Source organism: Parapedobacter luteus (genome assembly GCF_900168055.1).
Taxonomy (GTDB): domain Bacteria; phylum Bacteroidota; class Bacteroidia; order Sphingobacteriales; family Sphingobacteriaceae; genus Parapedobacter; species Parapedobacter luteus.
In genome coordinates, this window is record NZ_FUYS01000013.1 from 75,730 (window position 1) to 97,523 (window position 21,794).

Below are 21,794 nucleotides of genomic sequence, written 5' to 3' on the forward strand. Positions count from 1 at the left end.
ATCATTCGTTCTTGATTTCAAACCGCCGGATATTGACTTGTTCGCCGCCGTTTCCGCGCGCCGCGATGCCCACCCTAAATCCCATCCCCCAGGGCACAAGCGGCGCGGCGTCATAGCCTTCCAAGGCTGTTTTCCACGCGCCATGCTCACCCTCTTTCCACGAAAACGTCACGACATGGCCATCGGCCACGGCCATCCTCAAGGCAATGGTCTCCTCCGTTCCAGCGAGGTCCAGCTCCTGCAGGTGCTGTATATCATCTTTCTTGATTCGCCACACCTTCACTTTTTTACCAAACACCCCCACGCCTATACCGGCAATGGGCGCGCCAAACCGATTATCCGCGCCGCCAATCATCGCTATGGAAGCGCCCGCTTGCTCATTGGTTGTGCGCGGCACCACGTCTGCCGTCACTTCATAATCAATGGAAGTGATGGGCTGTACCAGCAGGGAACCGATGCCATCGTTCGCCGCGGAAGCCGTCAAGAAGATCCCCTCGTCACCCACTCGGTATTCCGCGGGCTGGTTTACGCGCCATCGCCATACCGGACTCATGGTCCGAAAATCATCGGTATAGTTTATTGACTCGGCATCCCGGTCGTAGGCGGCATCATTGGCAAACACCGGCCAGCCATCGGCTGTCCAGTTGATCTTTTCCAAAACCCCTTCCCTGCCCACGTATACACTTCCGGCCTGGTTATAAGCATGGTAGAGGTAGTAGAAATCATTCCCATGTGCTACCACCGTCCCGTGCCCCGCACATTTCCAATGCTCGTTATCTACCAATACCGGGTTATGTTCATACTTCTCCCACGGTCCCAGTAGGTGCTTAGCCCGGGCCACACCGGTTTTATAATTACACGTCACTTCGCAGCATGCCCCTGCCGAATAGGTCGCGTAGTAATAATCATTGTGCCTAAATACACTTATCCCCTCTACAAGCCTGCCTTCCCATTCGCTATCGTTTGCAAACAGCTGATGAGGTTCACCGCGCAGTTCGGTTCGCTCCGGATTGATTTCCTGTGCCCACATCGGAGTAGGTTGGCCTTTGCTGTTGCCGTCCTCTTTCCACAGCAAATAGATTTTGCCGTCTTCGTCCTTTACCTCGTAGGCATCGATAGAACCCAGCTCCTGGCTCACCAACGGCCCGTGATCCGTGTAAGGCCCTTCCGGGGCCGGAGCGCTGGCCACGGCCACGGCGAGGCGCCCGGTCGATTTATCTCGGGCCGTATAATACAGGTACACCTTGCCCTGTTCCTCGTCATAAGCCAATTCAGGCGCCCAAAAATTGTTCCTTGCCCACAGGGGAAGGTCAGCAAACGCATAGGAGACCTGCTCCCAATTGATCAAATCTGTAGATTTATAAATCGGAAACAACGGCGCCCATTCGTTGGATGTGGCGGACGCCCAGTACGTATCGCCGATCTTAATGACCGTCGGGTCGGGGTGGTCGCCGGGCAAAACCGGGTTTACAATGGCCAGTCCAGCGGGCTGCCTATCGGCAGGCCGATTGCCGGTACAGCTGTACACGATTGGCAACAATATCGCCAGGCATATCCGTACGGTGTTTTTCATCGCTTCAACGTTTACTGTGCTTATTTTTTTCGGTTTTTTACATAATTCTCCAACCACTGATCTTGTTCCCAGAATGTGTGCAGCACACCTTCGCGGCTTCGGTAGCCGTGAAACTCCTTGGGCAGCAATACCAAGCGCACGGTACCGCCATGCCCTTTGATTGCAGCATACAGCCGTTCGCTCTGGATCGGGAAGGTGCCGGAGTTTTCATCGTCCATGCCGTGGGTCATCAGCAGTGGCGTCTTTATTTGTGCCGCATAAGTAAAAGGCGACATGGCGTCATACACGTCCTTGGCTTGCCAGTACGTGCGGGCTTCACCCTGGAAGCCGAAGGGCGTCAAAGTACGATTATACGCGCCGCTGCGCGCTATCCCTGCCGCAAACAAATCGGTATGGGCAAGCAAGTTTGCCGTCATAAAAGCACCATAGGAATGCCCACCAACAGCAATCCTATCCCTGTCGGCCACGCCCATACCCACCACATAATCGATCAACGCACGGGCGTTATCTTCTATTTGCTGGATGAAGGTATCGTTCGGCTCGCTGTCGCCCTCGCCAACGATGGGCATGTCCGCCTGATCAAGCACCGCATAGCCCCGCGTCACCCAGTACACCGGCGAGCGGAATGCGAGCACCGGGTAGCGGTGCGCGGAGCCTTTTACCTGGCCCGCAGCCGCTTTGGTCTTAAACTCGCGTGGGTACGCCCAAATCAATACCGGCAGCGGCGGGTCGCCTTTTTTGAAGTCAGCAGGCAAATACAGCGTCGCGCTGAGCATCAAACTATCCTTTCGCGGGTATGACAGCAGTTGCTTCTGTACGGATTTCAAGCTCGGATACGGATCCGGGAAGTCAGTCAGTCGGCTTTCCTTTTTGCCCCGCAGTGCCACCGCAAACAAGTTGGGCGATTCGGTCGCAGATTCGCGTGTGAAGTACACAATCCCGCTGTCGTTAAAGAAAACCGGCTCTTCGTAATACCCCCGCTGCGATTTGAACAGTGTGTCCACTTTTCCGTCGTTCAGCTGCCATCTCAACACAAACGGCCGGTCACCTTCCGGAGAGGCCCCCGTACCCGTTGTAAACACACGACCTTTCTTATCAGTCAACAGTAGCCCCTTTTTTCCGATGATGAAGTTACCCGGATCAGTATAGGTATCTTCCGATTTGCGGGTAGACAGCGTTTTTATCACCGTTGCCGACGCCGGATCTATCCATGTCAGTTTCGTACTCCGGTCCTTGCGCCAGTTTTCGCTCACAATTGCCCGATCCTCACTCCAGTACACACTTCTAATCCGGTAGTTGGCCGCATATAGCTTTTTCTTTGCCTGCATATCGAACGGCTCATCTAAGGCAAACAGTTCATCCCGAAACTCAACCTCCCGCTCCGGGTTTCCCTCGTCCGGCGCTTCCAGCCAGGTCAACGTTGCCTCCGCATTCTTTTGCCAGGCAAAATTCCGTGGGCCAGCAATGACGGCATCGAAGCTCGGCGGCAGGTTATCTGCCAAAGGAGTAGTGTGCAGTTCTTTTACCGGCGCGCCGTCCACCGACCAGATAGCCACCGCAGTGGGGAAACTGGAGATCGGCACTACATACGAATACGGGCGGACGACCTTTTCCACCAAAAGGTATTTCCCGTTTGGCGAATACGATACCCGTTCAAAGATACCCGGTTCACCAATATCCTTGGCCGTGCCATCCAGCGCTACCTCCACCAATTGCGCAGTCAAGTAATATTCCATCAGTGCCTCGTCATGGGCATTGGCAAGCAGGTTTTGGTAAGTACGGGCAGGAGCCTTGCCTCCGAGATTTTCCTGCACGATTGGCCCTTCGGGCACCACGGGCGGCGGCGGAACAGGCCCACGATTGCGGATCACCTGGCGCACGAGCAGCGCGTCGCCTCCTTTTGCCCAAAGAAACGATTCGCCGTAGGTATCATTCACCTGGCTCAAGATTCTTCTTGCTGAGCGCTGGTCAAGATCAGCCACCCATAGCTCCGTATCGTTGAGGGATTTGTTTAAAAAAGCGATGCCATTCCCTTTGGGAGACCACTTTACATCGGCCATCTGTACATCCTTGGGCATTCCGGTTAGTTCAAACTCCTCGCCCGTCTTTAAGTCTCGTATGGTTGCCGCTTTGTAGGTATCCGTCTGTTCGGCCACCCAAGTGTTGGTGATTGGATTGATGCGCAAGCCTGCAATACCCAGTACCGGCTGCGCCACCTGCTCGATCGACTGGTAGCCCGGTGGGTGCAAAATCATCAGCCAGCGGCCGTCGGTACTGAACCGGTACACGGCGGCGCGCGGTGCATCTACCAAATCAACGATACTTTGCGGGGGCACTTGGTATTTTATCTGCTGTTGAGCAATCGCGCCCTGCGCCAGAGGAAGTAGCGACAGCCACAGGCAAGATACGACCACCCTGCGCATTTTCAGGTTGTACATACGTATAAAATCCATTTGTTTCTCTTATTTACCTACTTAGATTCTGCTTTTCAGCCCTTCAAACGTAGGCATTTATAAGCAGTTATCGGGCAAACCGATAACACATAACAAAAATTTTATACATTTTCAGCCGGCCTATGGCCACCGAATCAGCACATACCGCACTACTCGACCCCCAATAACCCGTAGATGCGCTTCGCTATTTCCGAATTATCCACGAATCCCTGAAAATGCTCAGCACCGGGGCCATACGCAGCCAGCGGCACAGGGATTCCCGTGTGGTCAGTCGTGGCAAACCTTCCCAGCACATGGCCGGTTTTATCGTTGCCATCCAGCACCACGAGGCCGCCGGTTTCATGGTCGGAGGTGACGATGACGAGTGTCTCGCCGTCGGCGTCTGCATATTCCAGCGCCTGGCCCACCAACCTGTCGAAGCTCAGGTATTCCGTTACGGTGAAAGGCATGGAGTTGCCGTGGCCGCCGCCGTCTATCTTGGCTCCCTCCACCATGAGAAAGAAGCCGTTGCCGCCGCTCTGTGTTTCCAGGAATTTCACCGAAGGCAGGAATGCATGTTCGATCATGCGGTAGTCGGTGCGTATGCGCCCTTGCTCCTTGCTCAATTTATCCCATTCTTGGCTCACTTGGTCTTCCGCAAACGCCAGCACGCGTTTGCTGCTGCTGTTTTCGATACCCGCTACCCCTTGCTGCACGTCAAACCCTTTGCCCCGCAGCTGGCGGAGCAAGGCACTGTCGGCTTTGGCAAACGCCGGATGGAAGCCCCCAACGACCAGCGAAAGCTTGGAGTCGAGCAGGCCACGGGCGACACTGTCCGACAAGTCGCGCTCGCTCACATGGGCATAGAACGAAGACGGCGTCGCCCCGGTCACGCGGTCGTTCGACACAATGCCGCTCACCATCCCCTTCACGGCGAGGCGGTCGGGAATATTAGTCACGGGATTGCCTAAGGTATCCACGCCGATATGGCGGTTGCGGGTTTTGACGCCCGTAGCCAGCGCGCTGCCTCCCGCGGCAGAGTCGGTATGGCTGTTATCCGTCGAGCCGGTATATAAATAACCCGTGTAGGGCATATTGAGCACATTCAGCAATCCGCGGTTGGCAATGGCCGCCGCCCAAAGCTGTGACAATCCGGCTCCATCACTGATGAGCAGGATAACGTTGCGCGGTACCGCGCCCGGTTTGGCGCTGTAGCGAGGCTGGTAGGGCACATAAGGCGCTTGTTCCTGGTAAGCATATCGCGGGTAGTTGCGCATAAACTCCGATACCCCAATCGGGTCATCGGTATTGATGTAATCAATCCCCAGCTTCACCCATTCGTACCATGTGGTTCGCGTATCCGGGGTTGCCCAAAAGCGTATTTTTTTATCAAGGCGGTGTACCGAATCCACGATAGCCGTTATCTTTTTTAAATCCGCCTCGGTGAGCCTTCCGAGGCCGTTCCACTTGGAGACGGAAGAGAAAGACGCGCTGAATAAGCCGATGCGTGCCAGCTGCTCGGGCGTATAATGTACGCCCAAATCCCCGTCAAAAAAGAAGATCTCATCGAAGTCGGCAAAGTTGGCGGCTCTTGGTTTTTTTCCGCTCACGACCAGTTTTACCGCCTTGGGGTTGTTCTTGCTGTCGAAATGATTCCGGTAAGGCCGCAATTTTTCGGTCAGCACGTTGAGGATAGCCGTACCATCCGTTTTCGGGTCTATCAGCAGTTGCAGTTGCCCCTGGTCGGGATAAAGATACCCGTCTTCCGAGTCCTTGAAAGCTTGGAGTATCGGTTGGAGATACAAGTTGTCAAACGTGCGTTCACTGCTGATTTCCTTTGCTTCATGAGCCACATACAGTTCCCCATCGCGGAAGAACAAGTCTACCTCAATCGAGCCGAACCCCAGACTATAGGCGAGGGTAAACGGATTGTTGCGGCTGTAATCATTATGGGAGTGCGCGTTGCCCACGTAGGCCACGGGGCGGATTTGAGAAGACGCCGATGCCGCCACCAGCAATGCCGCCGCCAGCCCCAGTATATGGATGATGTTTTTCATGTTTATCGATTCAATCATTGCCCCATTTGACAATAAGCAGTATACGCCCGCAAAAGTGGCGGAGCTGTGTTAACTTAATGTTGAACCAAAATTGTCTTTAGGTAAAGACTGACTCCGGCAACCCATGCCACTGCTACCCCTTTGCAAATACCCTTTTGCCCACTGTCATGACGGCAACCGCGATGATTCCCGCCACCAGGCCGATCACCATTTCTTTAAGCAATGGCGGCAAAACGGGCAGAAAATGGTGGAGGTAGCCGATATTGTGCACGAATATACCGCCCGACACCAAGATGAGCGCGATGGTACCGATTACACCCAACGACTTGATCACCACCGGCAAGGCGCTTACCAGCAGATGCCCCAGCCCAGCCAACCACCCCTTATCGTGCGAATGTTTAATCAGCCGGAAGCCCACGTCATCCATCCTTACGATAAGCGCTACAATGCCGTACACCCCGACCGTCGCCAGCAGCGCAACCACCGAAACAGTCAGGATCTGTATCGATAGACTTTTATCCAGCACCGTCCCCAGGGCAATGATCACGATCTCTATCGACAGGATGAAGTCGGTGGTCACCGCCGCCTTTATTTTTGCCCTTTCGGTATCCCTCCCGTTCGTACTCCGCTCTTCAATCACTTCATGCCCCTTCTTCGGCCGGTGGAAAAGGTATTCGATAATTTTTTCAGCACCTTCATAAGCCAGGTAAAATCCACCCAAAATCAAGATGATTTTAATCGCTACCGGCAGAAACACATTGAGTGCCAAGGCTACCGGAATGATGATCAGCTTATTGAGCAGTGATCCCTTGGTGATAGCCCAGAGCACCGGCAGTTCCCGGGAAGCCAGGAAGCCCGTCGCTTTTTCGGCATTCACCGCCAGGTCGTCGCCCAATATACCGGCGGTCTTGCGCGTCGCTATCTTGCTCGTCGCGGCCACGTCGTCCATCAAAGCGCCGATATCGTCCAGAATTGCAAAAAATCCCGATGCCATGTTGTCGTTGGTTTATCTGGCTATAAAAATATCAATTAAAATCATTCAACCGATCAGGTATTCAACAAGGCTGGCAGCGGGGGGCTATCCACGTTAATTAAACGACCGCCTGAAGGCAAGCGGCGAAAGGTTTGTTTTCGTTTTAAATAATTTGCTAAACGATTGCGGATGTTCAAAACCCAGCGCATAAGCGACCTCACTCACCGATGAGTTGGTGGTAGACAGTTTCTCTTTCGCTTTTTCGATGAGCTTGTTATGAATATATTGCTGCGCGTTCTGCCCGATCAACGATCGCAGCATGTCACTTAGATAACTGGGCGACCGGTTTACATGCTCAGCGAGGTACTGAACCGTGGGCAAACCCTGGCTCAGCGACTTTTCGCTGTCAAAATAATCGTCCAGCAGATCTTCAATATGTTGCAGCAGTTCATTGTTCATGGCCTTTCGGGTAATGAACTGCCGTTTGTAAAAACGGTTGGCATAGTTGAGCAACAGCTCAATCTGTGAGATCACCACATCTTGGCTAAAATCATCGATTCTGCCATGCAGCTCATTTTCGATCATCTCGAAAATGGAAATCACGGTTGTTTTCTCCTGTTCAGAAAGGTGCAGCGCTTCATTGGCCGAGTAAGAAAAAAAGCCAAACTGCCTGATCGTCTTCGCCAACGGGTAATTCCACAAGAAATCCGGATGGATGAGCAGCGTATACATCGAACAGTTGCCCCCATCAACGCCATCGCCGGTCGAGCCACCGATTATTTGGTTGGGCGAAGCAAACAACAACCCGCCTTCATCAAAATCATAATACGCCTGGCCATACCGGAGTTTTCCGCCCAGTTTCGGCTTGTACGATATTTTGTAGAAACTCAGCACGTGAGGGCGGCAAGGCCCGCCTACCCCACCGGGGCTATTCGCCCCATTGATTAAGCTTATCAACGGATGCTGTGGCTGCGGTAAGCCAAGCACCCGATGCGCGTCTGACAGCGAATCAAACTTACGGTGGTCTACTTCTTCCTTTTTCATTTTTTAAGCCCTTAATGCCACGATGACCGATACTGTTTTAAATATCGGCTATCGTGGCACCGTTACCAAATTTTTTTTCGTTTCCGTATCGTTTATACCGATTTACCCTGTGCGGAGCTGGAAATATGTTCCCATTCCTCCCACGTTGCCAGCCGCTCGGCATACGCAGCACGCACCCAGGGCAGGTTATGGCTGCCGAGGAAAAACCGCAGTGGCGGATGCTCAGCGTCCACCACGCTGAACAGCGCTTCCGGCGTCGCTTCCGGATCGCCCCTTTCCATCGTTTTCAGCCGTTCGGCAAACTGTGCTTTCAAATCGGTGTAGCTATCCAGGCTAGCCGCAAATTTCAGGGACTGCTGGCTCCCGAATTCGGTAGCATAGGCACCCGGTTCGATAATCGTTACCTTGATCCCGAACGGTTTGACCTCCTCGGCCAAGCTTTCATGGATAGCCTCGAATGCCCATTTCGATGAGCAGTAGTAGCCGATTACCGGCAACGTCACATGGCCGAGGTTGCTCGATGTACCCATGATATGGCCACTGCCCTGCTTTCGCAGCAATGGCAGCGCCGCCTGAATCACCGAAATGGGGCCGAAAATATTCGTATCATAAAGTGCCCGTACTTCCTCCACGCTGGCCTCTTCGATGGTGCCTACGAGCGAATATCCCGCATTATTCAGCACAATATCAAGCCTTCCGAAGTGCGCGTGCGCTTGTTCCACGGCAGACGTCACTTGGTCGGGCCGGGTGACGTCGAGCTCCAGCGTCAGCACGTTTGCCCCATATTTATCGTTAAAATCGGCGATGCTCGGCAGGGCGCGTGCCGTAGCCGCTACCTTGTCGCCGCGTCTCAGCGCGGCTTCGGCCCAAATGCGCCCAAAACCCCGGGAAGCACCCGTGATGAACCACACCTTACCAGCCCCGCCTGCCGTCGGCGGGGTGCCGTTATTTTCCTGTTGCTGTATCATATAATATATTTTGAGATTTCATGATATCACAAAGGTGAGGATGTACGGCAGGTTGCCTGTAGTCAAATTGCGGATATTTGTAGTCAAAACGGGCGACAATAAAAGCCGCCCCGCAAACGCAGGGCGGCCGCACAGGTAGGTGCTCGGTCCGATCAGTTGTAGCCCGGATTCTGCGGAAAAGCCTCGGCGCCGCCGGCGGTACGGTCTATCTGGTCCTGCGGGATGGGGCGCCGCACGTGGAAATCCCGGATATTGTCGCCCCCATCGGGGTTGTGGGCGCGCACGCGTTCCACCAACGTATGCGTACGCACCAAATCGTACCAGCGCAGTTGCTCGCCGAGAAGTTCGCGCCCGCGCTCCTCCAGGATGAGATCCAGCGAAAGATCACCAGGGTCTACCATCATCGCGGCACGCCGCCGGGCGTCCTCCGCCTCATCCAGCCCGTCATATGCAGCCCTTCCGCGCACCCTGTTGAGGTACTCGGCAGCCTTCGCCGGGTCACCGGCATACATAAACGCTTCCGCGGCGATGAGGCAGGTTTCCGCCAAGCGGAAGGCCAGGAAATCCCGTGAGCCAAACTCATAGTTCATATCCGGCCGCTCCGGATCGAGAAATTTGGTGAGCGTCGGATACAACTTTTGCGTATAGTCCGACGGTTCGATGACCATAAAGTCCTTGGCGGCGCGCACTTCAGGGTCGAGCTCATACCCCGGCAGCCACACCGCCGTATCGCCCAGCTCATAGGTTACCTCCTTGCCGTCTACGGTATACGTGCCGGGGTTGGTACACAGGTACACATCCACAAAGCTCTTGCGGTACCGCGTATCATTCTCGCGGTCGGCAAAAAGATATTCCAGCGTATACATGGTCGGCATAAACCGCTTCCAAGGCTGCCCGTCGCGTACATTGCGGTTCATGCCGGGCAGCACATCATATTCCATGAGGAAGTAGCGATGAGCGGCGTTGCCCGTGCCATCGGCGTCCGAATTAGCGCCATTGGTGATCGCATTTCGGGTATACTGCACCGCCCAGATGACCTCATCATTCCGCTCGCCGGATCCCTGCACGAATACATCGGCAAAGTTGTCCAGCAGGCGGAATTGGTAGCCCGTGATGACCTGTTCAGCCAGCGCGGCGGCTTCCGCATAGTCCGTATCTTCAGCCGCTTCCGAAGTCGCGCGGGTGAGCAGCACACGGGCGAGGAGGTGCTCCGCCGCCGGCTTGGTGGCGCGCCCGTAGTCGGGCGTGGTAGCCGGGAGCTGGGCTATCGCTGTCCGGAGGTCATCCACGATCACCGCATATATGTCCGGTACAGGCGCGCGCGACGCCTCGGTCGTCACTTCCGTCGTTTCGGCGGTGGCCAGGTGCACCGGCCCAAACTGCTGCACAAGTGTGAAGTAGTAGTAAGCCCGCAGGAACCGCGCCTCCGCCGTGCGGATGATCTTCACTTCCTCGGCAAGCCCCTCCACGCGGTCGGCACGGTCGATGACCGTGTTGCAGGCATTGATGCCGATGTACAGGTTGTTCCACAGGTCGCGTACAAAGCCCGTCCGCGGATCAAACTGCGATGTATATTCATTCACAAATTTATACGCCCCATCCGAGCCCATGGTGTAGGTATCCGTGCCAAAGACGGTCATGGTCATGCCCATTTCGTTGGCATGGAACGTACGCAGCGTGGAGTAGGCCGCTTTGACACCATCTTCAAACCCCTCGGGAGTAGACAGGTGGTTGTTGCTCACCTGGGAGCGGATTTCTTCGTCGAGCATGCGTTGGCACGAGCTGGCAAAAGCGATCACCAGCACGGCATATAGGATTGAAATCTTGTTTTTCATCACTTTTAAAATTTAACATTCAAACCGAGGAGCCAAGTACGTACCGGCGGGGTATCCACCGGCAACTGCTCGCTGTCACTATTGAAATCGATTCCCTCGGGGTCGACGCCCTGGTGTCTGTTGACGTAGGACGAGACGATAAGCGGTTGCTGCGCGCTCACGTACAAGCGCAGGGATTGCGCTTTGATGCGCGCCGCCCAGCTTGAGGGAAAGTTATATCCCAGGTTGATGTTCCGGATTTTGAGAAACGAGCCGTCGAAGTAAGCCATGGACGTGCTATACACCGGCCGCTCCTGGTTCTGGTTTGGCCGCGGGTATGCGTTGGTCGGGTTGTCAGGCGTCCAGTAGTCCACGTTGAGGTTGTTGTACCGGCCAAACAACGTATTATTGGCTTCGTGAAACGTGCTGTATATCATATTGCCCACGTTGAAGAAGAGGAAGACCGACAGGTCAAATCCACGGTATGCAAAGCGGTTGGTGAAGCCCCCGGTGAGCGACGGCCGGTTGTTGCCCAGGATCACGCGGTCCAGGTCATTGATGACCCCGTCGCCGTTTTGGTCTTTGATTTTGATCTCGCCGGGCACCCGGCCGTAAGACGCCGCAGCTTCAGCCTCATTGGCTTGCCAGATGCCTATTTTCTCAAAATCATAGTACACCTGTATCGGCTCCCCGATAAACCACCGGTTGCCGACGTCGTCCTGCGCACCGCCGTACAGCTCCAGGATACTCTCCTTGTTGGTTGCAAAATTGAGATCGGTCGTCCAGTTGAACCCCCGCTCATCCTCCGCCTGGATGTTGACGCTTGACAGGCTGAACTCAACGCCCACATTACGCGTAGCGCCGATGTTTTCCAGTACCGAGCCAAATCCACTGGTAAAGGGCAGCTGCCGCTGCATGAGCAGATCCCGGGTATCCTGCCGGTAGTATTCGGCGCTTCCGGAAAGCCGGCCGTTGAAGATCGAAAAATCCAGCCCCACGTTGAGTTGGCGGGTCGTCTCCCATTTCAGGTTATCGTTTTGCAGCTGGTTGGGCCTGAACCCGAAAGCGCCCGTTTCGTCAAAGGCATAGGTGGTGCGCGCCAGCAGCCCCTGCGTGCCGTACGGGGCGATGCCGGTGTTGCCCGTCTCGCCGTACGTGGCGCGCAGCTTGAGCAGATCAAAAAATTCGGCGCCCTCCATAAACGACTCGTTGCTGATGTTCCATCCCACGGCCACCGAAGGGAAAAACCCATAGCGGTGGTTGCGCCCAAAGCGCGAGGAGCCGTCGATGCGGGCCGTGAGGGTTACGAGGTAGCGGTCGTCATACCCATAGTTTACACGGCCCATGTATGAGAGGATATCCCACTGTTCGAAAGAGCTGCCCGTGCCGAGGATCTCTTCCGCCGCCCCGAAGTTGTAATACTGCATCTCCTCCACCGGGATGCCGCGCACACTGATGTTGGTCGCTTCAAACTGCCGGTGCTGGATGCCGAACAAGCCCGTCACTTCCAATGAATGCCGGTCGTTGAAGACCCTGTTGTACCGCACCAGGTTTTCGAGCGTATAGTTGAATACGAGGTCTTCATTGCCCTGCGCGGCAGTAGACCCACCCAGGCGGGCATTGGTATACCGGCCCTGAAAGTTTCCCACGCGGTTTTGAATAAGGTCGGGCCCGAAGTTGAGCCGGTAGGTGAGCCCTTCGGCCAGCTGCACCTCACCGTAGAGGCTGCTAAACAAGCGCATGCGCTTGTTGCGGTTGAGCAGTGCGCCCGGCACCAGCTCGCTCAGCGGGTTGCTCCGCAGCCCATCGGGCGTAGGCAGGAAGACAAGCTCACCATCTTCGTCGAACGGCACCCCGAGCGGATTTTCCAGCAGCGTATCGTCATACGGGTTGAGGTTTTGCCCGTTGGTGATGCTGTAGTTGCCCAATATGGAGGCACCGATGCGTATCCGCTCGCCGATGTCGTGGTCGAGATTCAAGCGCAGCGCATAGCGGTTGAAGTCCTGGATGGGGATGATCCCCTGGTCGTTCATGTAATTGAGGCTGATGTTGAAACGGGTTTTCTCACTGCCGCCCCGCACGCTGAGCGAGTGGTTCATGCTGTGGCCGGTTTGCAGCATCAGGTCCTGGTAGTCGGTGCTCCGCCCCAGCGCTATGGACTCCAGCTCCACGGGCGAAAAGAGCCCCGGCGTATTGCGGTCTGCGTTGGGGTCGCTGTCGTCATAATCGCCCGTGGCCCGGCGCGATTCGCGCTTGAACTCGGCAAACCTTGGCCCGTCCATCATCTCAATCTGCTTATACACGTTGGACATGCCGAACCACGCGTCATAGCTTACCACGGTTGCACCGGTCGCGCCGCGGTTGGTGGTGATAATGACCACCCCGTTGGCCCCCCGCGAGCCGTAGATCGCGGTGGCCGAAGCATCCTTGAGCACCTCCATCGAGGCGATATCCTGGGGCGGGATGTCCTGCAATCCGCCCGTGATGGGTATTCCGTCGATGACATACAGCGGATCATTACCCGCAGAAAACGAACGGTTGCCACGGATGCGCACCGTAGCGCCGGCACCCGGTTTGTTGCTCGTATTGGTCACGAGCACCCCCGCCGCACGACCCTGCAGCGCCTGCGACGCCTGGGTCACAGGCACTTCCGCTATCGCCTGTGCATCCACCGACGATACCGCGCCCGTGATATCGCGTTTGCGCTGCGTGCCGTAGCCCACCACCACGATCTCGTCGAGTTCGTTGGCCGCTTCGGCCTCCATGGTTACCACGATTTCGCCGGAGCGATCCGCCCATACAGGGTATTCCTGCGTCACGAAGCCGATGTAGGATACCACCAAGGTGGCCGTATCCGCCGACAGCGTAATGGCAAAATTGCCCCATTCATCGGTCGAAGCTTTGGTTTCGCTTCCCTTGACGCTCACCGTAGCCCCCGAAAGGGGCTGCTGCGCATCATCCACCACTCTTCCGCGCACCTCCTGCTGGCGGCTCGGCACATGCCGGTTGCCCATCATATCGGGGCTACGCGCCTCAGACGGGTAAGTAGCCAGCATCAGCCAGCATCCCAAAAAAACAACGGATTTTACTTGTCTCATAAATTAAGCATTTAGACATTAACTGGATATTACATTTACTTCTTTTCTGAAAACCACGTTGACGGAAAACCACCGACAAGCCAGTATCTGCCATTCGTATCTGGAAGGTTATCGCAAAACCCATTTAGCAATGTTGGCCGGAACCGCGGGAGCCTATGCAACCCCCCTGTTTATAATTGGCTCCACAGGCGAGGCCCGTCCCTTCACGGGTGCAGACCGTCGCTGATAGACAAGGGTAAAACGCACAAGAAAACCCCAAGGTTTGACCTGTTTAAGGTTTTTTTTACGAAAACGTTGTAGTAGCGTTTATGGCGCATAGGTTTTTACTACGCCGCAAAACAGCACCCATCAGGCCGGCCCGCGCCGGCAAAGCTGTGCGGCAGGGGCAATAGTTTCCGTGATTTTGAGTTATTATTAATAGAAGTCACCTGGTTTATCCAGGCGTTATAGGATACTAGAACAAAGGGTTTTACATGAAGCAGCTACCGTTCGTGTCACTGCTTTTGCTCGCGCTGGCCAACATGCATCCCACGAAAGGCCACGGGCAGGCGGGCAGTGCAGACACATCAATTTCAAGAGACGACACCAAATTTGTACAGACACTCATCGACAACGCCTCTCCGGGAGATACCGTGCACCTGCCGGGCGACCGGGTATACCGCATCCGCACCATCCACCTCAGGCAGGGGGTAAGCCTGCGGAGCAACGGGATGATCAAGCAGCTGCCGCCGCACGTGGCCGAAGACTTCACCTGGGCCAAGCAATACTCCGATTATCCCCTTTTCTACGGGCACAACGTCAAAGACATCCACATCAGCTTCCGGGAAGCCCATACCTACGGAGAGGCCGTGCGTCTGGACAGTTGCGAGCGCATCACCATCCATCACGCCAAGGCGATCGGCGACTCCACCAAGCTGCTTTCCTTCGCGGGGTTCTACATCCACCAAAGCCGCGCTATCCATATAGACCACGTGGAGGTGGCCGGCTACGGCATGAAGCGGCGGAGCCCCGATTATTACCAGCGCGGCACCGGCATACGGATACAGACCTGCCAGCAAATCCGCATCCGCGGCAGCCATATCCATGACAATGCAGAAAACGGCATTTTCCTTCATAGCTGCAGCGATGTGGCGATCCATGGCAACGACATTCACCGAAACGGGATGAGCGGCGTGCAAGTAGCCTTCGGATCCATGGGTGTCGAGCGCGATTACCGTATCACGCGCAACAAGCTTTTCGAAAATGCTGCCGATGCGATTGATATCAACAATCCTGAAGCCTCCCGTACAGTGGCTATCAACGCTTACATCGCAGAAAACATCAGCAAAGGCAACGGCTGGGTCAACGGCACCGAGACCCGCGATGGCTCGGGCATTGCCACCCTGGTAGGTCTCAAGCAGGTGTTGGTCAAGGGCAACCGGTCTGAGCAGAGCAACCGGCCGGCCGTCTACATCCGCGAGTGCGACGGCGTGAACGTGATAGACAACAAGTCAGACAATTTTGCCGAGATCGTCGGCAGGCAGGGCCAGATCCGCCTGGTCAAAAACACCTTCACCGGATTGCGTGTCCTGCGCGACCTCAGGGCAGAAAAATTGCAGCTCGACTCCAACCATATCGGCTACCTGGCCCTGCATAATGACATCCAGGTAGACAGCCTCGTGTTTATCGGCAACAACCTCAAAGGCAACATCAATTTCCACCTGGAGGGCAGCCTCGTCTTCAAAGACAATCTGCTTTCCAGCCGGTCGCCCCGCGGTGCCATTTCGCTGCGCAAGGTAAACGAAGCAATCCTGAGCGGCAATGAGATTACGGCCGATACGGCCGTCGATGCGCTGACCATCCATGGCGAAGCCTCAAACGTAGTCGTCGAAGCCAACACCATCCTATCAACGGCCGCCTGCATCCGGGATGAAGGGGCACCGGAGCTAAAGGTTGTCGGCAATACGTTTGCCCGCAGCCCCGGGAATGCCCCTGCGCCCGCCTTTGTCTCCCGTAGCCCCAATGCGCTGCTGCTCAAGGACAACATCTATCCCCAGCACGAAGGCATTGAAGCCCCGCGGCTCATTGTCATTGAGCAAGAAGGTTCGGTGACGATGGATAGCGTAGCTCGGGCATTGTTATAGCCGCTGGCGGCAAAAACGCATTTTCCCGATGCCTTATGCCGTACTTAGCGCCTCACGCCAGGCTCACTTACCGTCCTCACATCGCGCATGAGCGTACCTTAGCACTTTGCGGTCTATGTAGAACGTTCCGAAAGGAACCAGGCACGCAAGCAGTACTTTCCAGGTCGTTTCGCTGAATTTCCATTTCTGCTCAATACCTACACTTAACGTATTGAACACAAACAGCAGAAACAGCGCGCCGTGGGTGGGTTCCATCATTCTGGACAGCTCAGGGACATCCGCCCAATATTTCAAAGGCACGGCGATGAATACAAGAATAAGCAGTGAAGCGCCCTCCAAATATCCGATAAGGCGCAAGCGTCCGACCTGTGTTTTCAACAATGTTTTCATTTCTGTTCTGTCTATCTGAAATAAGGTCTGCCAGCAAGGGGCGAAAAAGGCCACGGGATGGCAATAAAAATAACAATAAGCGCCACCAGGTACCACGCAAGCATGGCCCCGAACTTTTCCTTATCAGCCAGCCTCCGTTTGGCCACAGCCGAGCCGATGGTGATCACGGCGATAGCCAGCAGCATGAGCAAGCCATGTATCAAGCCGAAAAACAAAAGGTCAGCACGCTCCTTGGCATTGTGAAAGTCCTTCATGAAAAATCTGGTCAGCGGACTTTGGAAATACAACGTCATTCCCACCATCAGCTGAATATGCGCAATCGTCGCTGTCCAATGCCGTATGGCGTTGTCGGCTTTTGAAAATTTCGCACCACCGTAGTATCCCCGGCAAGCCCTGTATAACGAAACGACGAGGCTAATCAATACCAGCCAGCGCAATGAAGAATGCAAAACAATAAGCACCTGATACATCTGATTTTTTTTGATAGCCAAAGGTATAAAAAAAAACATACCACTTAGTATGTTTTAAGGCAAAAAAATTACTTCAGTGTTTCCAGGTACAGCTTAAGCTGTTGGAGGTAAGCCCGGTATACCGATTTGCTGTTGGCCAGTTTCCCCATATTTCGGATACCCCAATACCCCGACATGACAAACACTGCCACTTCTTCTTCCGAAACGTCCTCTTTTATTTCACCCCTTTTTTTACCATTCGCTATGCACTGGATTATTCCGTTTTTCCATTTGGTTGACAAGTCGTTTAGTGCCTTGGTAAAATCCACATGCCAGGGTGCCATTTCCAGGGTAAAATTTGCCGCCGGGCAGCCGTGTTCCACTTTCAAAAATTCATTGGCCATGAGTATATCTTCCATCATGTTGTACACGATCCGTACCGGATCGCCATCCGATTGAAGCGGCCTGATAAACGTCGCCTCAAACGTAGGCACCAGCAATTCCCTGATGATGGCCACTCCCATTTCATCCTTATTTTTGAAATGGTAGTAAAAAGCCCCCTTCGTCACGTTGGTGGTCGCCAGGATATCGTCTATGCTGGTCGTTTGATAACCCCGTACGTAAATCAATCCGAAAGCCTTCTGAAGGATGCTTAAACGGGTAGCTTCTGCCTTTTTCATCATGGATACTACCTGGTATTTTTTACAAAGTAAGGGATTTTCCGCTGATTTTTAGTTGGATTTGTTTAAACCAACATCCATGCCCGGTATGCCGCCGACGCCTTCGGGAAAGTCGATACCTTCTTTAACAATACCGCAATCGAAGGCGTCGTAAAGCCCATCGCCGAGTATCCCGGGACCAAAGCCTCCAATCATTTACTGTAACTGAATTCGATCCGCATCGGGCGCCCGTCGATTGGCTGGCCATCCACCTGAGTATACCGATTAACAGCCGTTACGCGACCAGCGGCGTCGAATTCATACTGGTATTCGACGTCCGAAGTATACCCATAGTCGAATGAGCGATAGCGCGATCGTTTCAGCAAGTTCTTACTATGTTTGCCCATGCCGGGCTCCCATCCCGATCCGGCGTGGGAGTTGACCTGAAAACGAATTAGCCCTTGGTTCCAATCCTCATAATTGGCTTTATCGGTATGATACTCATAAGTCGTTTCCTCGTTGAAAGTGCCGGTTGTAACCGCCTTGATGAGGTTGCCGTTTTCATACTCGTAGCTGTAGGTATGTTGGTACGCAGTAGGGTCGCTCGACCCAGTCAGCACACCAGGCCCATCCCACGGCGCCCCCTTCGTTTCCTTTTTCACAAGGTTCGCAGCCGAATTGTAGGTATAGGTTGCCTCATATTCTGCGCCGTTCCAGTCGTAATTATAAATCAAATGCGCAGGATAACCGTTGTCCCCAATCGTGAATGTTGCCCGTTGGTAAACTATCGGATCCAAACGTTGGTGTGCCACCACGGTCACTGTATTTCCGCTGTATTCATAATCGTCATACGCAAACAAAGCGTATTTCCGGTGGTGCCCACGGTTGGGGTCTTCCATGTAATGATAGTAGCGTATGCGAATCACACGGCCCTGTTCGTCATATTCAAGTGTGGCCGTAGTCGGCCAGATGAAGATATACGTCCCCGAGTCGTCTCTCCCAGTTCGGAAGATAACGCGGTTGACGTGCGGTTCCGCCCAACGGCTTTCGGGCGCCCGTACATCGCCCGATTCCCACGACGTACGGATCTCATAAAGCCGTATCGTTCCATCTTGCGCCTGTACATGTACAGGTGTCGTACTCAATGAGGGATCCATAGCTCCGTCCACATCCAGGCTGATTTCCTTTTTTGCGCTGATATCCCAAGTCTCTCCTGCCGGATATTTTACCGCTGCGTGGTCAGACACCTCCACGATAGCATACAACTGTGCATTAGCCCCGGCGGGCAGCGTTACGGCGATTACGTTTCCGCTGATCTGCGCTGTCACATCCTCAATAAGCGAAGGATTATCGGCTTTCAGAAATTTCAGCGATAAGAATTCCTTCTCGCTGGAGAGCGGCTCCGAGGTCACGGTTACCGTATAGGTAGCAGTAGACCCATCTTCCGCCTTGACCGTCAAGAGCACCGGCGAAGAAAAGTCAGCTGTAAGCTCCCATATATCACCTTCCCCGCTTCCCGGCACCTGCCCATCGACCGATATCTGGGCCAGCGGAGACACCTCAATGGTAGCCGTCAGGTAGCCCACCGTCATCCCGGCAGGCAGGGATACTGTGATAGCGCTGCCCGAGACCGCCCCCGGCACGTCAATATCGAGCTTACCGCCATTAGCGTAAGCGAAGAAGGCAAAGCTAAGTACCTCCTTGGCATCGGAACGCGCAATCCGCTCTGTTTTCTTACACCCGGCGCTCAGCAGTACAAGCAGGAAGCATACGCCGGCAACATAAATTTTACGCATATCTTTTCTATTGCTTGACAAGGTCCATATTAAACCCATTGTTTGACAGCCCAATACTCTCTCCTATCAATCTATTAGGATGCTCAGGATCATACTTGAAGTGGTAGCGGATATTCCAATAATTGTGCGTCAGGACGAGCGTCATTCCCGCCGCATAAAATGATTGATTAAAGGTAAATTGGGCGTTCGAACGGTCATAATATTCCACATTGCCATCCTCGTATGTGTGTGACACTGGCCACCCCAGGTCATCCGCCCCATTCCCAAAGTCGATCAAGTTTGATTGGCCAAGGTTTGTACGAGTGTCATCCGTGTAGTAATTCAGCCGCCACCTACCCGTGAGCTCGAAGGCAGGCAGCACGATAACCCCCGAGAGCTCCACGGATTCCGTAAAGCCCTCCTTAGACGCGTGTATACGGTACGTAAACGTTTCCTCTGCTTGAGACAGCGACCTGAATTTAATCTTATTGCCCGATTGGCCTACATACGCCACGTTAGGGTTGGAAATATCAGACACAGAGATTTCAGCTCCATCCAGTTCCACGGCCTCCTTTTTTGGTGTAAATCCCGGCAGTTCTTTGAACAGCCCCTTAAATTTATCCCACGTGGGTTTAAGTTCTTTCAAGGCATTGATAAAACCACCGGTGTTTGGCGTCACATCACTATCCGTTTCCTCGACGGTCCGAAGAAAAGCATCCACATCTACCTCGGCATAGCGGTCATATGGATATTCTTTGGTTGCATTGGCATTCCGTCGCTCCACTACAAATACCCACGGCGTACCCAAATACATAATTAGCGTTCGTACGAGCCTCAACGTGGTAGGGGCGATTTCCGCAAGCAATATATACGTAGCCATCCCAATCGGCAGTGCCATGCCGACAGCGGTAATGCCCAGCGCAAAGGGCCCCAGCGCAGAAAGCGACAGTGCCGTACCTCCCACTGCACCAGCCATTAACACATATCGGGTAAATCCGCGCAATTGCCCATTAAGTAGCGACATTGATTCGCCCAAGTGTTTACCCAAGCAGTCATGAAAATCTTTCAGCCGGCCCGTAGGACAACCAAACGGGCTGTCCGTATTGGCGCTGGCTACGGTACCCGCATCCCCCAACGCCATCACCGGTTGCGCGCGGAGCTGTTGCATGGCAGCCACGCCGATGGCCATGGCATCGTTTAGTTGCCTTATCAGTTCGCTGACTTGCCCTTTGTTGGCCGTATAAAACATATGCGTTTGTCGCCGGTCAGACGCACTCATCTTGCCCCAAGTTTCCATGATGCCCTGTTTAAAGGCCAGCAATTCCTCCCTGTCGGCTAGCTCAGCCTCCGTAGTGCCGCCCAGGGCTTCCGTATCGGCGTCAAAGCCCTTCGCAAAGTTTGCAATGAATTCATCCGGATCTTCATCTGTCTGTACCGGCTGCACCTGAAATTTAATCGTCGCCAGCTCAAACTTGAGAAAATGCTCGCCTTGCGCTTCCTCCGGCACAAAAACCGCCAAGGTCGTATCCGAAGTCTTAAAGACTTCCACCGGCGTATTGCCGAACGTTCCGGCGTACTTGATTTTAAGATCTCCGCTGGCCGACAACGTCACCAGCTGATACGTCGAGACCTCCCGATTATCCACCGATACACCGTCGGTAAACTCCTTTTCTTCTTGAGCGGGCCTGGTATTTTCTTTTTTGCAGCTGTTTGCCAAAGGCAAGAGCAGTGAGAGTGTGATTGCCAAGCAATATCTTATCGCCTTTCGGTAGGCCTGATGTGCAGTAAGCTCCATAGCAGGTTTAGTTTAATTAGCATTAAAAACATCAATCGGGCACAAAACTAGTGGAAAGACAGCAGTGCTGAAATACTCACTAGTCGGTATTTTGCTCCCTTATTCAAATGTTCGTTTGCTCTGGCCTCACAGCTGGCGGTCAGACTTTACGCCGCCAGCAAGGCCGACGTCAACCACCCGCATGCATTCGATGATATTGTCCAGCCCCCCATCCAGCCGTTCGTGCGAATAAATCGGAAAACCAACCTGTGGGCCAGCTTCCAACCTCAGTCCGTGGATAATCTCATACTGCACAAGTATCGGTACAACCAGGTTATCTACTTTAGCCTCGCGTAAGGACACCCAGTCTTTACCACTATTCTTGATGATATTATAGTGCTGCGAATACAGCAATTCGGTTTGTAGATAAAGCTTATCGGCCAGGCCAAAACTACCGTACACCCCACCGACAAACCGTGCGGCCTACGCATCCCCTCGCTGTTATCCGATCCCTCAGCTCTTCAGCGTCCTTCTTAGAAAACGGCCCTTTTTTGTTGATAACGATCACACCGGACGGAATCACAGCTTGTATCCTTATCGGATCACTCCAGAGCGAGTCATAGAGTACGAACGCCAGATCCTGGCCGATTAGCCGCGATGTTCGC

At 54.1% G+C, this 21,794-nt stretch carries 15 protein-coding genes and 1 pseudogene; 1 reads left to right on the forward strand and 15 read right to left on the reverse strand.

From position 1 onward, the window contains the following. Position 1: 1 nt before the first annotated feature. The 8 genes from B5X72_RS18535 to B5X72_RS18570 all read right to left on the reverse strand — a co-directional run bounded on the left by B5X72_RS18535 (position 2) and on the right by B5X72_RS18570 (position 13,959). Positions 2 to 1,573: a glycoside hydrolase family 43 protein gene (locus B5X72_RS18535; RefSeq protein ID WP_079718424.1), complete on the reverse strand. Its 1,572-nt coding sequence runs from the start codon at positions 1,571 to 1,573 to the stop codon at positions 2 to 4. A 20-nt stretch (positions 1,574 to 1,593) separates the two neighbouring features. After that, a complete protein-coding gene (locus tag B5X72_RS18540; RefSeq protein ID WP_245827016.1) occupies positions 1,594 to 4,026 on the reverse strand; it encodes an alpha/beta hydrolase family protein in 2,433 nt (810 codons plus the stop codon). A 149-nt stretch (positions 4,027 to 4,175) separates the two neighbouring features. Further along, positions 4,176 to 6,062, reverse strand: coding sequence for an alkaline phosphatase (locus tag B5X72_RS18545; RefSeq protein ID WP_079718453.1), 1,887 nt, complete (start codon positions 6,060 to 6,062; stop codon positions 4,176 to 4,178). Between the two features lie 133 nt (positions 6,063 to 6,195). Beyond that, on the reverse strand, positions 6,196 to 7,056 hold the full coding sequence (locus B5X72_RS18550; protein WP_079718425.1) for a DUF808 domain-containing protein: 861 nt from the start codon (positions 7,054 to 7,056) through the stop codon (positions 6,196 to 6,198). Between the two features lie 93 nt (positions 7,057 to 7,149). Beyond that, positions 7,150 to 8,079: a helix-turn-helix domain-containing protein gene (locus B5X72_RS18555; protein ID WP_079718426.1), complete on the reverse strand. Its 930-nt coding sequence runs from the start codon at positions 8,077 to 8,079 to the stop codon at positions 7,150 to 7,152. A gap of 92 nt (positions 8,080 to 8,171) precedes the next feature. After that, on the reverse strand, positions 8,172 to 9,047 hold the full coding sequence (locus B5X72_RS18560; protein WP_079718427.1) for an SDR family NAD(P)-dependent oxidoreductase: 876 nt from the start codon (positions 9,045 to 9,047) through the stop codon (positions 8,172 to 8,174). Between the two features lie 152 nt (positions 9,048 to 9,199). Beyond that, entirely contained in the window at positions 9,200 to 10,882 is a 1,683-nt protein-coding gene (locus tag B5X72_RS18565) for a RagB/SusD family nutrient uptake outer membrane protein (protein ID WP_079718428.1), read from the reverse strand. Between the two features lie 5 nt (positions 10,883 to 10,887). Further along, positions 10,888 to 13,959 (reverse strand): SusC/RagA family TonB-linked outer membrane protein, encoded by a 3,072-nt coding sequence (locus B5X72_RS18570; RefSeq protein WP_079718429.1) that lies wholly within the window; start codon positions 13,957 to 13,959, stop codon positions 10,888 to 10,890. A 473-nt stretch (positions 13,960 to 14,432) separates the two neighbouring features. On the opposite strand from B5X72_RS18570, the gene B5X72_RS18575 reads away from it, so the two are divergent. Further along, complete coding sequence (locus tag B5X72_RS18575; RefSeq protein WP_079718430.1) at positions 14,433 to 16,082, forward strand: right-handed parallel beta-helix repeat-containing protein; 1,650 nt, start codon at positions 14,433 to 14,435, stop codon at positions 16,080 to 16,082. Between the two features lie 63 nt (positions 16,083 to 16,145). Here B5X72_RS18575 and B5X72_RS18580 read toward each other — a convergent pair whose 3' ends face one another. From B5X72_RS18580 to B5X72_RS18605, 7 genes and pseudogenes are all read right to left on the reverse strand, one after another. After that, positions 16,146 to 16,472 carry a DUF3817 domain-containing protein gene (locus tag B5X72_RS18580; protein WP_079718431.1) on the reverse strand — a complete coding sequence of 109 codons (327 nt, stop codon included), beginning with the start codon at positions 16,470 to 16,472 and terminating at the stop codon, positions 16,146 to 16,148. Positions 16,473 to 16,483: 11 nt separating this feature from the next. Next, the gene (locus B5X72_RS18585) at positions 16,484 to 16,981 is read right to left on the reverse strand and encodes a hypothetical protein (RefSeq protein ID WP_245827018.1); all 498 of its coding nucleotides are present in this window, start codon (positions 16,979 to 16,981) and stop codon (positions 16,484 to 16,486) included. Between the two features lie 29 nt (positions 16,982 to 17,010). Beyond that, complete coding sequence (locus B5X72_RS18590) at positions 17,011 to 17,604, reverse strand: TetR/AcrR family transcriptional regulator (RefSeq protein ID WP_245827020.1); 594 nt, start codon at positions 17,602 to 17,604, stop codon at positions 17,011 to 17,013. Between the two features lie 48 nt (positions 17,605 to 17,652). Then, a complete protein-coding gene (locus B5X72_RS20865) occupies positions 17,653 to 17,796 on the reverse strand; it encodes a hypothetical protein (RefSeq protein ID WP_176146264.1) in 144 nt (47 codons plus the stop codon). Next, positions 17,793 to 19,376, reverse strand: a complete 1,584-nt coding sequence (locus B5X72_RS18595) for a DUF4595 domain-containing protein (RefSeq protein WP_079718433.1) — start codon at positions 19,374 to 19,376, stop codon at positions 17,793 to 17,795. Before B5X72_RS18595 ends, B5X72_RS20865 begins: the two co-directional genes overlap by 4 nt. A gap of 7 nt (positions 19,377 to 19,383) precedes the next feature. After that, positions 19,384 to 21,150 (reverse strand): hypothetical protein, encoded by a 1,767-nt coding sequence (locus tag B5X72_RS18600; RefSeq protein WP_079718434.1) that lies wholly within the window; start codon positions 21,148 to 21,150, stop codon positions 19,384 to 19,386. 126 nt (positions 21,151 to 21,276) lie between these two features. Then, positions 21,277 to 21,594: pseudogene (locus B5X72_RS18605) on the reverse strand (outer membrane beta-barrel protein); the annotation flags it as partial. Positions 21,595 to 21,794: the final 200 nt, after the last annotated feature.